This is a genomic window from Cellulomonas carbonis (assembly GCF_014636275.1).
Lineage (GTDB): Bacteria > Actinomycetota > Actinomycetes > Actinomycetales > Cellulomonadaceae > Actinotalea > Actinotalea carbonis.
Genome location: NZ_BMEB01000002.1, coordinates 552,874 through 568,633, shown reverse-complemented (window position 1 = coordinate 568,633; position 15,760 = coordinate 552,874). Strand labels below are relative to the sequence as shown.

Below are 15,760 nucleotides of genomic sequence, written 5' to 3'. Positions count from 1 at the left end.
CGTCAGCGCCGGAAGTAGCCCGACACGTCGACGACGAGGTGCGTGCGGGCCGTCTGGGAGTAGAACGACAGGCGCCCGTCCGCGCTCGTGCGCACGATCGCGAGGTTCGGCTCGTCTCGGCCCCGGACCACGTTGAGGTTCGACACCGTCGGGACCACGCCGTCGGTCCGCGTCGGGAAGACGCGGATGTTCGACAGGGCGTCCGGGCGGGCGGCCGTGACGTTGACGACGACGGCGGCCGCGTCGGCGGGCACCGCGGCCGTCCCCGCCACGTGCGCCGACTGCGCGACGCCGGGCACCAGGGGCCCAGGCAGCCCGGTCGCGGACCGGCTGTCGATGATGCGCTGCGGCTCGACCGGAACGAATCCGTGCGACCCCGTCGGGCTGTAGTACCCCGCGAGGTCGGCGACGAGCGCGACGTCCGCGGACTGCGTGTAGAACCGGACCTTCCCCGCGTCGCCCACGCGCACCGTGACGAGGTTCGGCTGGTCGCGTCCCGGCTCCAGGTTGAGGTTCGACACGGTCGGCGGGGTCTGGTCCTCCGATGCCGCGGGCGCGGGGTAGACGCGCACGTTGGTCCTGGCCGAGGGCCGGACGCCCGTGACGTTGAGGACGACGGCGCTCGCGTCCGCCGGGACGCCGTTGCGGCCCGCGACGACGAGGTCGACGGCCCGCCCCGCGCGCAGAGCGCCTCGCGGCACGCCCCCGGTCCCGTCACGGAGGTCCATGACGCGCACCGGGTTCACGGGCTCGTACGCGGTCGCGCCGCCCGGCGAGTAGTAGCCCGCGAGGTCGACGACGAGGTGCGTGCTCATGCCCTCGACCGCGACGGCGACGTCGTCGTAGATCGACGCGCGCCGCACCGTCACCAGGTTGGGCTGGTCGACGCCCGCTACGACGTTGAGGTTCGCCACGAGCGGAGGACTTCCGTCGGCCGCTGGGTAGACGCGGATGTTGCCCGTGCCGGACGGGCGTGCCGCCGTGACGTTGAGGACGACAGCGGTCGCGTCATCGGGAACCTGGAAGCCCGACCACTCCGCCGTCCTGAGCTTGATCGGCGAGCCGGGTCGGACCTGACCCGGTGGGATCTCCCTCGTCCCGAGTCGCGTGTCGAGGATTCGGACTGGAGTCAGAGGTGTGAAGCGGTCTCCGTCCCCGTCGACGGTGAACCACGTGCGCAGGGGGCGATCCGGAGTCGCGTCGTCTGCGCCCACGACGCCGTCGACCACGAGCCCGTAGTGGCGGCCTGGGACGAGAGGGCTCCGAGGCGTCACCGTGATCGTACGGGTGTCCGCGTGATAGGAGACGACGGCCGACACCGCAGCCCCCGTGGCGCCCTCGCGGAGGCGAACGGTGGACGACGAGACCGACGCGGCCGCCAACTCCCGCTCGACGGCGACCCGGATCACCGTGTCGGGCGCGACACCGGCGGTATGGCGCGTCGGGTCGACATCCGAGAACCACGCCGCATGAGGAGATGGCTGGACCGGCCCGACACCGCTTCCCGTGACGGTCACCTCGTAGGAACCCGAACGGCGGGCGCCGTCGCCCGCCTGGCCGTTCGCGTTGCGCACGCCCACGAGGAGCGGCCCGGTCCCGCCGAGCAGCACGTCGACGGTCTCGACGGAGCCATAGCCAGTTCGATCGTCACGCACTGCGAGGACGGATCCACGACCCTCGCGGACCTCGACGACCGGGTCGATCATGCCGGTCATGTCCAGACCCGCCCCTGTGTGGGCGACGATCACCCGGTACGCCCCCGGTGGCACGTCGTACCGGTACCAGTCCTCGTCGCCCTGGGGGGTCAGAGAGGCCATCAACGGCCGGCTGGGCATCGCGGGGACGGCACGTGCCGGGGTCTCACCCGAGCGATCACCTTCTCCGTCGATGAACCCCAGCGGACCGCGGTCGAAGGGCAGTCCCGCGCCGAGCCCCAGCGCGGCCGCGGCGTCGACGACGCCCGACCCGTACCAGGGGTCGATGGCCCGGGGCCCGGCATCCCGCGCCGTCGCGGTGAGGCGTCGCTCGACCTGCGCGGGCGTGAGACCCACCTTCCCGACCACGAGCGCCGCGATCCCCGCCACGAACGGCGACGCCGCCGACGTACCGGTGATCGCGACCCACTCCCCTCCCGGCACCGGAGCGATGACGTCGACCCCGGGTGCCGCGAGCGTCACGGAGTCGTCCCAGCTGGAGAAGGGCGTCAGGAGACCGAGGTCGTCGGTCGCGCCCACCGACAGCAGCCCGTCGATCCCCTCGGCGTACGCCGCCGGGTACATCGGGACATCGCTGCCCTCGTTGCCGGCCGCCGTGACGACGACGGCCCCCCGCGCGACGGCGTCGGCGACCGCGGCGCGCACGACGGCGGCCTCCTGCGACCCGGCGAGCGAGATGTTGACGACCTTCGCGCCGTGGTCGACGGCCCAGGTGATCCCGGCCGCCACGTCGGCGTCGGTCGCGAACCCGTCCTCGTCGGCGACCCGCACCGGGAGGACCCGCGCGCCCCAGGCCGCGCCGGGGACGCCGATCCCGTCGTCGGCGCGTGCGGCGACGATCCCCGCGACGGCGGTGCCGTGACCGTGCGGGTCCGACGCGTCGGCGTCGTCGTCGACGAGGTCACGGCCGGGGAGGACCTTGCCGGCGAGGTCCGGGTGCGTCGAGTCGACACCCGTGTCGAGGACCGCGACGACGACGCCTGAGCCCGTCGCGACGTCCCACGCCCGCGGGAGGCGCAGCAGGTCGTAGTCGGGCCAGGCCCACTCGAGCAGCGGGTCGTCCGTCCAGCCCGTGATCGCGCGGACGTGGTTGGGCTGGACGGCCAGGACGGCGTCGTCGGCCGCGAGGTCCGCGACGACGTCGGCGACCGGACGACCACCCGTCGCCACGAGCACCGCGTCGGCACCGTCGGTCGCGGCCGCGGCGCCGAGGCCCGCCGCACGGAGCGCGGCGCCGCGCTCGCGGGTCCGCGCGCCGTCCGCGAACCGGACCAGCACGACGTCGTCCGCCGCCGGGGGTGCGTCGTCGGGGCCGGGCGCGTGCTGGACGGCGGAGCGACCCGTGGCGAAGCTCGCGGCCGGGACGCCGTCGCGGCTCGCCGGCCGCTCACCTGCCGACCAGTCCGGCGCGGCCGGACCGTCGGCCGCCCCTGCGGGAAGCCCCGCCACGACGAGTCCTGCGCCGACGACGACGGCCGTCGCCCCCCTGAGTGCTGCGCGCACCGTTCCTCCGCCTGCCCTGCGTCGCCGGGCCGTCCCCCGGTGGATCCTCGACGGCGCCGGTCACCCGTCCGCGGAGTCGACCAACGCTACGGCCGTGCGAGCCGCTCCCGTGGGGCGTCGTGCCCGATGTCACCCGCCCGGCCCTGCTCGTCCGGCCGCACGCGCGGGCAACCCCTCACGTCCCGCGCGCCGCGTCCGACAGGAGGGGTGAGGGTCGCCGCCGCGGCCCGGGAAGGAGCACCCCGATGCCGGCGATCCGCTGCAGCTGCATCCTCGACGAGCGCCTCCGACGCGTCGTCGCGGACCCCACGTGCCCCGCCACCCTCGTGCACGAGCTCTTCCACGCCGAGGGCACCGCGGGGCTGCCCGAGGCCTGAGCATCCGGCCTCGGCCGAGCGATCGGGCCACTACGGTCGGCGCGTGATCATCGCCGCCGTCGTCGCGTGCCTCCTCCTCGCCGCGCTCGTCGCGTTCCAGCTCGCGCTCGCCGCGGGCGCCCCGTGGGGGCACCTCGCGTGGGGCGGCCAGAACGAGGGCCGGCTCCCGGGCCGCCTGCGCCTCGGCAGTGCGGTGTCCGTGCTGCTGTACGCGGTGTTCGCCGTCGTGGCGCTCGACCGGGCGGGCCTCGTCGACGTGCTTCCCGACGGGTTCACGGCGGTCGCGTGCTGGGTGCTCGCCGGGTACCTCACGCTCGGGGTCCTCATGAACCTCGCGTCCCGCAGCCGCGCGGAGCGGCTCGTCATGACGCCCGTGGCCGCCGCGCTCGCGCTGTGCTTCCTCGTGCTCGCGCTCGGCTGAGCGCGCCGCCCGCCCACCGCGCCGCGCCGCGCCCGACGGCCTCCGAAGTCCCGGCCGGGCCCTCAGCCGACGACGACCGCGGTCCGGTCGGCGAGCATCGCCTCGGCCTCGGGACCGGGGAGCGCCCGCGCGAAGAGGAAACCCTGCGCGTCGGTGCAGCCCATCTCGCGGAGCCGGTCGGCCTGGGCCTGCTCCTCGACGCACTCGGCGATCACGTCCAGCCCCAGCACCTGACCCATCTCGACGATGATCCGCACGAGCTGGGTCGTCTGCTCGACGCGACCCACGTCCCGCACGAACGACCCGTCGATCTTGAGCGCGTCCACCGGGAAGTCGCGCAGCGCGTGCAGCGAGGACTGGCCGGTGCCGAAGTCGTCGACGTGCAGCCGCACGCCGAGCGCGCGCAGAGCGGTCATCACGGCCCGCGCCGCGGACGCGTCGGTCATGATCACGGACTCGGTGATCTCGACGACGAGCTGCTCCGCGGGCACGCCGTGCCGCGCGAGGGCCGCGGCGACGTCGTCGACGAGCGACCGCGACCAGAACTCCTGGTGCGACACGTTGACCGAGACGCTCGGCCGCAGGCCCTCGGCGGCCCAGGCCGCGAGCTGCCGGCACACCTCGTCGAGCACCCAGGCGCCGAGCGCGACGATCGAGGCGTTGTCCTCCATGTCGGGCAGGAACGCACCCGGCAGGAGCAGGCCGCGCTCGGGGTGCTCCCACCGGACGAGCGCCTCGAGGTGGCGCACGGGCGACCCGTCGAGCGCGACGACCGGCTGGTAGTGCACCCGGAACTCCCGCTGGGCGAGCGCGGCCCGCACCTCCGCCCGGGCCCGCAGCCGGCTCGCGGCGCGCACGTGCATCTCGCGGTCGAACACGGACGCCGACCCGCGCTGCGCGGCCTTCGCGTCGTACATCGCGGTGTCCGCGTCGCGCAGGACGTCCTCCGCCTCGGCGTAGCCGGACTCCGACGTCGCGATCCCGACGCTCGCGGTGACCGAGACCTCCTGGCCGTGCAGGACGACGGGCTCCGCGAGCCGCCGCTGGATGCGCTGCGCGATCACGAGCACCTCGTCCGGGACCGGGTCGGTGAGCAGCACCGCGAACTCGTCGCCGCCGAAGCGCGCCGCGGTGTCGACCGCGCGCAGCTCGCCGCGCAGCCGGTCCGCGACGACCGTGAGCAGCTCGTCGCCGACGAGGTGCCCGAGCGTGTCGTTGACGAGCTTGAACCCGTCGAGGTCCATGAAGATCACGGCGTACCGCGTGCCGCTGCGGCGGCGCGTCTGCTCGACGGCCATGCCGAGACGCTCGAGGAACAGACGACGGTTGGGCAGCCCCGTGACCGCGTCGTAGAGCGCACCGCGCCGCAGCTGCTCCTCGAGCTCCTTGCGCTCGTGCACGTCTGAGAGCGATCCCACGACGCTCATGCCGCCGTCGGACGTCATCAGCCCCAGGCCGCGTCCGAGCACCCAGCGCCACGACGCGCCGCGCCGGACCCGGAACTCGCGCTCCTGCGCGACGTCGGGCTGCTCGATCGCGCGCAGGACCGCGCGCTCGATCTCGCCCCGGTCGTCGGGGTGGATCCGGTCGAGCCACTCCCGCACGCGCATCCGCGTCCCGGCCGGGAGGTCGAGCAGCTCGTGGAACCGCTCGGACCCCACGAGCACGCGCGTGCGCAGGTCCACCTCCCACAGACCGTCGTTCGCGGCGCGCGCGACCTGCGCGTAGCGCTGCTCGCTCGCCCGCCGCGCGAGCTCGACCTGCTCCTCCTCGAACGCCGAGCACAGCAGCGCGGCCCAGTAGTGGTAGTGGTCCTGGGACGAGGTCGGGTCGATGTCGCCGACGAGCGCGAGCAGGCCCCACTGCCGCTCGCCCGTGCCCACCGGGACGACGAAGCACGCGCCGCCGTCGGCGGGCACCGCGAGGTCGACGAGCGCGCGCGGCGGGAAGGAGCGCACCTCGTACCGGTCGCCGACGGCGTCGTGCAGCGCACCCTGCGGGTCGTAGACGCCCGCGACCTGGAGCCGCCCGTCGGCGGGGTCGCCCGACCACAGCGCGAGCACGCCCGCACGCACGTGCGTCCCGGACAGCCACGCGAGGTCGCGCGGGTCGACCGCCGACGTGTGCAGCAGGCCCGACGCGATCCGCAGCTGCTCCGACAGGAGCCGCTCGAGGTCGTGCGACCGCCTCAGGAACGCCTCGGCCTGGCGGTGCCACAGCGCGGTGACCAGCGGCGGGACGGTGCCGTCCGTGCCGTCCGTGCCGTCCGTGCCGTCGGTGCCATCCGTGCCGTCGCTGCGGTCGGTGCCGTCGCTGACCGGTCCGCAGCGCCCGACGTGCTCGATGAGCGCGTTCGCGACCCGGTGCAGCAGCTCGGGACGCGGCGCGAGCCGGTCGACGACGCGCAGCACCGCACGGGACTGCTCCGGGGTCGGGCTGGCCCCCGCGACGATCGCGCCGACGGCGTCGAGTCCGGCGGCGTCGTCGGGCGCGGGGTGGCTGCCGAGGCCGTGCGCGAACGCGTCCTGCAGGAGCTCGCCGACCTCCTCGGCGAGCACGTCGCACGACGCGTCGGGGACGACCGCACCCGGGGACCGCGGCGCGAGGATCCGGTGCCCGCACCCGCAGGACTCGCGGCGCGCCAGGACGGCCGACGCGGGCACCTGGGGGTCCTCGGGCACGCGCTCGCCACGGATCGCCGCGAGCACGAGACGCCCCGCGAGCGCGCCGACGTCCTCGAACTGCAGGCTCATGCTCGACAGCGACGGCCGGGCGAAGACGCCGGCCTCCATGTCGTCGAAGCCGACGACGGCGACGTCCTCGGGGACGCGGAGCCCGTGCGCTCGCAGGCCCTCGAGCAGCCCGAGGGCGGTGTGGTCGTTGCTCGCGACGACGGCGGTCGGCCGCTCGGCCGCGACCGCGATGCGGTCCGCCGCCGCGCGCCCCGCGGCCTCCTGCCGCTCGCCGCCCGAGAAGCACAGGTCGTCCCCGCGCGGCAGGCCGTGCAGCGCGAGCGCCTCGCGGTACGCGGCGAACCGCTCGCGCAGGTCCGCCTGCGCGAGGCTGCCGACCCACGCGATGCGCCGGTGGCCGTGCGCGACGAGGTGCTCGACGGCGGCGAAGGCGCTGCCGTGGTTGTTCGGGAGCACGATCGGGGCGGTGAAGCCGTCGATCGCGTGCGTGAGGACCACGGGTCGGCCCGCGTCGCGCAGCCGGACCAGCAGCGGCGCACCGACCGCGAGCGAGATCGTGACGGCGCCGTCGACGTCGTCCCACGCGACCGGCACGTCGAAGCGGGGCTGCTGGACGACGCGGTCGGCCTCGTCGTTCGGGTCGACCGTCTGCGCGACGACGAGTCGCCCACCCTGCGCCGCGACCTCGCGGTTGAGTCCCGCGAGGAGCCCGCCGAAGTAGAAGCCGCTCGTGCTGCGCGCAAGGGCCAGGACCGTCAACGGCCGCACGGCCATCTGCTCACCTCGTCGGAGCTGGGTCTGGCGGGTCGCGGCGGGGGCCGTCGTTGCCCGGTCGCGGTCGTCACCGCGGCTCGCCCTGCCCATCGGCGCGGTGGCGCTCGGCTTGAGCCTCCGTGTCCCGAGATCACCCGGGTGAGGCGGCGCCGGGGACGGCGACGGCCGCCGGGGATGCGCTCCCGACGGCCGTCGCCTGCTCCGTGCTGCCCTCTCGGGGCGGCCTCCTACTCCGCGCCGCCGACGGGCAGCGTGAACGTCCACCCGTCCGCGAGCCGCTCGGTCACGACCGTCCGGACGGCCGCGACCGTCCCGGCGCGGTCGCCCCCGCCGTCGTGCACGAGCACGAGCTCCCCGGGCACCATCGCAGCGCGCAGGGCCGCGGTGAGGGTCGCCTCGTCCTGGGTCTCCCAGTCCGAGATGGTGTTCGTCACCGCGAGCGGCTGCATGCCGAGCGCGACGGCGACCTCGGGCGTGCGACCCCACGACCCGTTGGGCGCGCGGAAGTACGGCACCGGCGCCTCGGGGTCACCGAGCGCCTCGCGGATGATCCGGAGGTTCTCGACGAGGTCGGCCTGGACCTGCGCCGGCGTCCACGAGCCCATGTCGGCGTACGACGTGGTGTGGTTGCAGAGCGTGTGGCCCTCGTCGACGATCCGGCGCAGGATCTCCGCACCGCCGGCGGCCTCGATGTTCTGCCCGATGACGCAGAACACCGCCTGGATGTCGTGCTCCGCGAGCAGGTCGAGGACCTCCTCGGTCTCGCCCAGGTTGGGCCCGTCGTCGAACGTCAGCGCCGCGACGTCGCCGTCGCCACGCGCCGCGCTGACCGGGGTGGCGGTCGGGTCGACCGCACCCCCGGGGACGACGTCGGGGTCGGTGGGCACGGGCTCCTCCTCGGGGACGGTCGGCTGCTCGGGGGCGACGTAGCCGACGACGTCGACCACGAGGTGCACCTGCCCGCCGGTGGGCACGTCGGACCAGAACGTCACGACCCCGCTCGCCGGGATCTCGACGACCACCATGTTCGGGATGTCCCGACCGGGCACGTAGTTCACCGACGACGCGTCGGGCGGGGTGCTCCCGCCGCCGGCGGCGTCCGGGTACACGCGCAGGTTGCCGATCGTCGTCGGGCGGACGGCGGTCACGTTGAGCACCGCCGTCGTGGCGTCCACGGGCAGCGGACCGAGGTCCGCGAGCTGCACCGAGTGCGCCGTGCGGCCCGTCAGCGGGCCGCTGAGCGGACCCGTCTGCGAGCCGGGACGCGTGTCGACGACGCGCACGGGCGGGACCGGCGTGAGCGACGCCCCGGGCTGGACCCAGCCGACGACGTCCACGACCACGTCGACCTCGACCGACGAGTCCGACCACAGCGTGATCCGGCCCGACTCGGGCAGCGCGACGAGCGTCGCGTTGGCCTTGTCCTGACCGGGCACGTAGTTGATCGTCGACGCGACCGGCACGTCGCCACCCTCGGGGTAGACCCGCAGGTTGCCGACCGACGTGGGTCGGACGACGGTCACGGTGACGAGCGCACCGGTCGCACCCTCGGGCACCCGCGCCTCGCCCACGACCTGGACCGTGTGCTCCTCGCGCGGCGCGAGGCCGTCGAGGTCGCCGATCCGCAGCGGACCGGGGCGCGTGTCGAGCAGCCGGCGCGGGGCCTGCGTGACGACGCCCGAGTCGGCCGTGACGTAACCCGTCACGTCGAGCAGGACGCCGGCCCGCGAGCCGCGCGTGACGTAGCAGACCTCGCCGTCGGCCAGGCCGACGAACGACGAGCTCGCGACGTCCTTGCCGGGCTCGAAGTTGACCGTCGACCCGTTCGGGACGCGGGTGAGCGTCGTCGGCCCACCCGGGTAGACGACGACGTGCCCCGGACCCGTGGGCCGGACGGTCGTGACGTTGAGGACCACGCCCGTCGCGTCCTCGGGGACGCCGGCGGTGCCCGCGACCGGGACGCACGTCGGGTCGAGCGGCGCGACGCGCCAGTCGGCGTGCACGCGCGACGGCGTGACCGTCACGACGCCCGGCCGGTACGGCGCGGACGCCTCGTCGACCAGGCGCGCGACACCCCAGCGGCTCGGGCTCTGGTAGCCCAGGCCGGTCGGGTCGGCCCACGTGCGCACCGAGGTGCGCGAGCCGTCCGCCGCGTCGTTGACCTGCACGTCGAGACCGTGGACGGAGCCGAGGCCGCCCGCGTCGCCCAGCTCGATCGCCGCCTCGACGACGTAGCCGCCCGTGACGACGTCGGTCGCGCTCTCGAGCCGCGCGTCCTGGTACGCCTCGTCACCCGTGCCGAACGAGCGCACGTTCTCGAAGCTGATGCGCAGCTGGTTGTCCTCGTAGCGGTACGAGCCGTTCTTGACGTTGCCCGTGTCGAGGAAGATCTCGACCGAGTCGTCCTCCCACGGGTCGGACGCCGACGCGTCGAGGACCGGGTCGCTCACGCGCGCCAGCACGTAGAGCCGGTCCCCGTGCCACAGGGTCCGCACGACGGCGGACGCCCCCCGCTCGCCCTGGACCTGCGTGTGCGTGGAGAACGTCTGCGCGTCGGCCCACACGTCGTCGACGACGCCGTCGACCGTGGGCGCCGCATCCGCCGCGACGACGTCGGTCACGGACAGCTCCTCGACGAGCGTCAGGGTGCCGACGGCGCCCTCGCTGTTCCACGCCGTCGTCGTCGCGCCGTCGGTGACGCGCACGTCGAGCGAGAGCGTCGAGCCCTCCGCGACGGGCTCCGCGAGCGGCAGCCGCACGACGGCGACCCACCCCTCGTCGGTCGAGCGGACCACGCGGTCGTCGCCGGACGCGTCGTCGCGGGTCACCGTCACCGAGCCGCCCTCGAGCAGCAGCTCGACGGCGTCGGTCGCGTCGTCGGTCGCGTCCGCGACCTCGACCCGCACCGTGAGGTGGTCGGGCGCCCAGCGCAGACCGAAGCCCGCGTCCTCACCGACGCGCACCTGCGGCAGCAGGCCCCACACGTCGGCGTCGGGCGCCGCGTCGTCGAGCGCGACGTCGCCGCGGAAGACGTTCGCCGCCTGCTGCCGCGGCTGCAGGTTCTCGGGCTCGGCCACGCCGTAGTACGCCTGCTTGGCGGCGAGCGCGTCGGTGAACAGCAGCGGGGCGCCGCTGTCCACGCGCCAGCTGCGTCCGTCCGTGAGGCCCCACACGGTGACCGAGTACAGCTCGGCCGCGTGCTCGCGGAGCATCGCGAAGACGTCGCGGTAGTAGTAGCCCTGCTCGACGAGGTTGCGCTGCGTGACCGGCGTGCCCGTGGTCACGTCGAGCTCGCTGACGACCTGCAGGAGCGGGTCGCCGTCGGCCGTCGTGAGGTCCGCGAACAGCTCGATCGCCGCCTCGAGGTCACCCACGCTGCGGCTCAGGCTGACGTGGAACTGGTGGCCGACACCGTCGACCGGCACGCCGTCGGCGATCAGCCGCTCGACGAGCGCGAGGAGGCGCTGGGCCTTGCCGGCGTCCTCGGTGTTGTAGTCGTTGATGAAGAGCGTCACGGGACGGTCCGTGCCGTCGGCCGCGTACGTGGTGTTGAACGCCTCGTCGGCGTACCGGAACGCGAGGTCGATGAACTGCGGGCCGAGCACGCGGTACCACTCGCTGCGGCGCAGGCCGTCGTCACCGCCCTGGTCGGCGACGACCTCGTTGACGACGTCCCACGCGACGAGCGGGTTGGTCGCGCTCCCGAACTCCCCGTACGTCTCGGCGAGGTGCTCGGCGACCGCGAAGATGTGCGTCCGCATGCGCTCGCGCAGCACCTCCTGGTCGGCCGCGCTCGTCGTCAGGGGCGTGCCGTCGGCGCGCTGGAAGAACCAGTCGGGCGTCTGGCTGTGCCACACGAGCGTGTGGCCGTAGACGCGCAGGTCGTTCGCCTGGGCGTACTCCATGAGCGCCGTGGCCTGCGGGTCGGGCCGGAACGTGCGGTCCTCGGCGTACCACGCGTACGGCTTCATGTGGTTCTCGCCGGTGATCTGGTCGAAGTGGCGCAGCAGCAGCTCCGACGGCGCACCGGTGGTCTCGCGCTCGTCGATCGCGACGCCGACCGGGAAGTCGACCGTGTCCTTGATCGGGGTGAGCGGCTCGACGGCGACCTCCTGCGCGGTGACGCGCACGTCGTCCACGAGGAACGACGCCGTCGCGTTCGACGACTCGAGGTACAGCAGCCGCACGCCCTGCGCCGGCACGGTGTAGGTCGCGCTGATCTGCGTCCACGCACCCGGGCCGACGGCGGAGGCCGTCGCGATGTTCGTCCAGGGGTTCTCCTCGACGTCGAGCTCGGCGCTGAGCGTCACGGGCGACGTGGGCTCGCCGTCGGCCATCCGCACCCACACGGACAGGTCGTAGGTCGCGCCGGCCTCGAGGGCCACGGTGCGCTGGACGCCGTTCCAGGTCTGCGTGCGGCCGGTCACCTGGAGGGCGCCGTCGCTCTCGTGGCCGCCCGCGACGAGCGCCGCGGTCGCGCTGCCGTCGCCGCGCGCGGTCCAGCCGTCGAGGTCGCCCTCGAACGTGCTGCCGACGACGACGGTGCCGGAGCCCCCGCCGTCGCCGCCGTCGCCGCCGTCGGCCGGGCCCGTGACGACGAGGTCGTCGACGAGGTAGCCCGGGAACGCGCCGTCGATCGCCGCGCCCTCGAGGTAGACCTTGGCGGAGTCGAGGCCCGCCGGGAGCGTGTACGTCGCGGTGACGTCGGTCCAGCCGGCCGCGGTGACGTCGGCCCCGCCGCCGATCCAGACGTACGCGGGGTCGCCCGTGCCCTGCTCGACGGCGGTGAGGTGCATCGACGACGCACCCTCCGTGCCGTCCGCGAGCCGCGCGCGGAAGCTGAACGTGTACTCCTCGCCGGGCGTGAGGACGCCCGTGAGCGAGGTCTCGATGCCGTCGTGGCCGGCGGTGCGGTCGCTGACGCTCAGCGCGCGCCCGCCGTCGACGTCGACGACCTCGAGCGACGGCCCACCGCTGGCCGTCCACGGCGCGGTCGTCCCGTCCTCGAAGTCGGTGCTGATCACCGCGGCAGCTGCCGCGACCTCGGCGGCCGCTGCCTCCTGCGAGGCCGCGGTCTCCCCTTCCGGTGCGGGGGCCGCGAACGCCGTCGGCGCCGCCCCTCCCGCGAGGACCAGGGCGAGCAGCCCTGTCCCCCACCTGCTGATGGCCGTCCTGACCGGCGTCATCATCGCTCCCTTGCGATCACGGTTGGTGGTCGAGGTCACCCTAGGAAGCGCGCCGGCGGTTTGTATATGGATTGAACAAAGAATCTCGATAACGATGTCGACAACGGTGTCGGGCCTCGCCGGCCGGGGGCCGGGCTCAGGCGCCGGGCGGGCTTGCCGGCGGGCTCGGGCGGCGAGCTCGGCCGGTAGGCCCGGCCGGCGGGCCGGTAGGGCCGGCCGGCGGGCCGGTAGGGCCGGCCGGCGGGCCGGTAGGGCCGGCCGGCGGGCCTCCCGCCCGCCGGCCCGGACTGTGCGGACCCGTCGACCGGCATCCGACCGACCGCACCCGCGGAGCGGACTGACCGACCCCCGACCCCCCAGCCCGCGAGCGCTCTACGCGAAGAGTTCGGGCCGCATTCCGACCCGAACACTTCACACAGCGCCCACCCGGCGCCGGGACGGGCCTTCCGCGCGGCCGCCCACACCGTGCGGACCTGTCGAACGGCATCCGACCGACCGGATCCGCACAACCCCTCCGACGCCGCACCCGCGCCCGCCCGGCGGCCCGGACGGCGCGGACCCCGTCGACCGACCGACCGCACCCGCAGAGCGGACTGACCGCCAGCGGCTCGTGCGGAACGCACCGGCCGGCCTCCGCGGACCGCGTCGACCCGCCGCGGCGAGCCGGCGCCGCCCACGAACCGGCGCCCCCCGGACCGCCGCCGCCCGCCGGACCGCCGCCGCGCCCACGAACCGGCGTCCCCCGACCGCCGCCGCCCCCCGGACCGGCCGGGTCAGCGCTCCTCGAGCGCCGCGAGCGCGTCCTCGATGCCGCGGTGGAACGTCGGGTACGCGTAGATCATCGAGCGGAGGGCGCCGATCGGGACCTCGGCGTGGACCGCGAGCGCGAGGAGGCCGAGCACCTCACCGCCGACGGGCCCCGCGCTCGTCGCACCGACGAGGACACCCCGCTCGGCGTCGGCGACCAGCTTGATCAGGCCCTCGTTGCCGGGCCCGTGGATCCAGCCGCGCGCCGACGACGAGACGTCGGCCGCGCCGACGGCCACGCGCGCGAGCCGGTCCCGCGCCTCCCGCTCCGTGAGCCCGACGGTCCCGACCTCGGGGTCGGTGAACGTCACGCGCGGGAGCGCGTGGTACCGCAGGGGCGGGTGCTCGCGGCCGAGGACGTCGGCGACGACGGCGCGCGCCTGGTGCATCGCGACGTGCGTGAACGCTCCCTCCCCGGTGACGTCCCCGACGGCCCACACGCCGTCGGCGACCCGTCCGCGCTCGTCGACGTCCGCGGTCCGCGCGTCGGCGGGCACCCCGACGGACGGGAGCCCGACCCCCGCGACGTCGACGCGTCGACCGGTCGCGACGAGCAGCCGCTCGGCGGTCACCTCCTCGCCGCCGTCGAGCTCGACGACGACGCCGTCCCCGCCACGCCGCACGCGCCGCGCCGCGACGCCCGTGCGCACCGTCCCGCCGTCGGCCTCGATCGCCGCCCGGACGACGCCCGCGGCCTCGGGCTCGTCGCGCGCGAGCAACCGCTCACCGCGCTCGACGAGGTCGACGCGCACGCCGAACCGCAGCATCGCCTGCGCGAGCTCGCACCCCACCGGCCCACCGCCCAGCACGACGACGGACGCGGGGAGGCCGGCCGCCTCGGTCGCCTCCCTGTTGGTCCAGTACGGGACGTCGCCGATCCCCTCGACCTGCGGCACGGCGGGCGCCGACCCCGTCGCGACGACGACGCCGCGCGTCGCCGTGTACGGCACGCCGTCGACCTCGACGCGCCCCGGCCCGACGAGCCGCCCCGTGCCGCGGACGAGGGTGCCGCCCTTGCCGGTGAACCGGTCGACGGCGACGGCGTCGTCCCAGTCGTCGGTCGCCTCGTCGCGGATCCGCCCGTGCACGTCCGACCAGTCGGGCCGCACGCCGCCGAGCCCACCTGCGAGCCCGGGCACGCGGCGCGCCTCGGCGAGCGCACCCGCGGCACGGACCATCATCTTGGTCGGCACGCACGCCCAGTACGGGCACTCACCGCCCACGAGCCGGTTCTCGACGCCCAGCACACGGAGCCCGGCCTCGGCGAGCGTCCCGGCGACGTGCTCGCCGCCCGGCCCCATGCCGATGACGACGACGTCGTACTCGGTCCCGCCCTCGGCGTCGGGACGGCCCGCGCCGGGAGGGCGCTGGTCGTCGTGGACCCCGCCGCCGCCCTGGTCGTCGTGCCCGTCGCCGCTCGCGCTCATCGTGGTCCCTCCGCCGCCGCAGCCGCCACCGTCACCGCACGCTATGCCGGTGCGCGGCGCGCGTCACCAGGTGCCCGGAGACGGCGGACGTGACGGCGGCCAGCCGGTTGGCAGAGCGGCGGGCCGGACGGCAGCCGGACGGCGGTCCCGGCGTCAGCGCCCCGCGGCCGCCATGGACCCGGTGACCCCGCCGTCGAGGTCGACGAGGATGCACACGACCTCGCGGTCGTCCATGAGGTCCCAGGACTGCTCGGACGGGTAGAGCATGGTGAAGTCGAGCGCGGAGTCCTCGTACGGCAGGCCCACGAACGCCTCGAACTCGCCGTAGCAGAGCTCGTCGGCCTTCTTGGCGACGGCCTCGTCGCCGGGGAAGTCGCCGTCGTCGAGCAGCGTGGTGGCGTAGACCTCGGCGTCGTGCGGGTCGCCGCACGGGACCGTGGGCACGGACTCGACCTCGGTCGCCTCGGCGAAGGCCTCGGTGGTCTCGAGGCAGTCGCCGACGCGGATCGAGAAGGCGTCGGCGTCGGCCGCCTCGACGATCTCGCCCGAGGCGTCCCGCACGGGCTCGTCGGCCCCGCCGAGCAGGTCGGCGACGGCGCAGCCGGACGTCATGAGGACGAGGGTGGACGCGGCGGCGAGCGCGGCGAGCCGCTGGGTGGTGCGCACGGGGGTCTCCTTCGGGTGCGGGTCGGGTGCCGCGACCGGTGGCACACCTCCGAACGGCGCGAGAACGCTACCGGCGGTGGACACCGCCCCACCGGCGTTCGACGCGGGGCGTGCGTGGGCACGCACGGGCCGCGGCGCGGACCACCCGTCCGGCCGATAGGGGCGGCCCCTGCAGACTTGCGAACCCATAC

General features: G+C 75.2%; 7 protein-coding genes. 2 read left to right on the top strand and 5 right to left on the bottom strand.

Annotated features, from left to right (window positions below; all coding sequences use genetic code 11):
- Positions 1 to 2: 2 nt before the first annotated feature.
- Positions 3 to 3,218, bottom strand: a complete 3,216-nt coding sequence (locus tag IEV86_RS07750) for a S8 family serine peptidase (protein ID WP_052426239.1) — start codon at positions 3,216 to 3,218, stop codon at positions 3 to 5.
- 245 nt (positions 3,219 to 3,463) lie between these two features.
- On the opposite strand from IEV86_RS07750, the gene IEV86_RS18100 reads away from it, so the two are divergent.
- Together IEV86_RS18100 and IEV86_RS07745 are read left to right on the top strand one after the other, a co-directional pair.
- Positions 3,464 to 3,595 (top strand): hypothetical protein, encoded by a 132-nt coding sequence (locus IEV86_RS18100; protein WP_268235210.1) that lies wholly within the window; start codon positions 3,464 to 3,466, stop codon positions 3,593 to 3,595.
- A 43-nt stretch (positions 3,596 to 3,638) separates the two neighbouring features.
- Positions 3,639 to 4,016 (top strand): hypothetical protein, encoded by a 378-nt coding sequence (locus IEV86_RS07745; protein ID WP_043606954.1) that lies wholly within the window; start codon positions 3,639 to 3,641, stop codon positions 4,014 to 4,016.
- Between the two features lie 62 nt (positions 4,017 to 4,078).
- Here the strand turns inward: IEV86_RS07745 and IEV86_RS07740 are convergent, their stop codons facing one another.
- The 4 genes from IEV86_RS07740 to IEV86_RS07725 form a co-directional block, all read right to left on the bottom strand.
- Entirely contained in the window at positions 4,079 to 7,483 is a 3,405-nt protein-coding gene (locus IEV86_RS07740; protein ID WP_052426240.1) for an EAL domain-containing protein, read from the bottom strand.
- A gap of 227 nt (positions 7,484 to 7,710) precedes the next feature.
- Positions 7,711 to 12,669, bottom strand: coding sequence for an endo-1,4-beta-xylanase (locus IEV86_RS07735; RefSeq protein ID WP_161784053.1), 4,959 nt, complete (start codon positions 12,667 to 12,669; stop codon positions 7,711 to 7,713).
- 773 nt (positions 12,670 to 13,442) lie between these two features.
- A complete protein-coding gene (locus tag IEV86_RS07730; protein WP_081978584.1) occupies positions 13,443 to 14,903 on the bottom strand; it encodes a dihydrolipoyl dehydrogenase family protein in 1,461 nt (486 codons plus the stop codon).
- A 153-nt stretch (positions 14,904 to 15,056) separates the two neighbouring features.
- A complete protein-coding gene (locus IEV86_RS07725; protein ID WP_161784024.1) occupies positions 15,057 to 15,569 on the bottom strand; it encodes a septum formation family protein in 513 nt (170 codons plus the stop codon).
- Positions 15,570 to 15,760 lie beyond the last annotated feature (191 nt).

Excerpts from the sequence above, each read along its gene's own strand:
- IEV86_RS18100 (WP_268235210.1), top strand. The coding sequence starts at position 3,464 with ATGCCGGCGATCCGCTGCAGCTGCATCCTCGACGAGCGCCTCCGACGC.
- IEV86_RS07740 (WP_052426240.1), bottom strand. The coding sequence starts at position 7,483 with ATGGCCGTGCGGCCGTTGACGGTCCTGGCCCTTGCGCGCAGCACGAGC.
- IEV86_RS07735 (WP_161784053.1), bottom strand. The coding sequence starts at position 12,669 with ATGACGCCGGTCAGGACGGCCATCAGCAGGTGGGGGACAGGGCTGCTC.
- IEV86_RS07730 (WP_081978584.1), bottom strand. The coding sequence starts at position 14,903 with ATGAGCGCGAGCGGCGACGGGCACGACGACCAGGGCGGCGGCGGGGTC.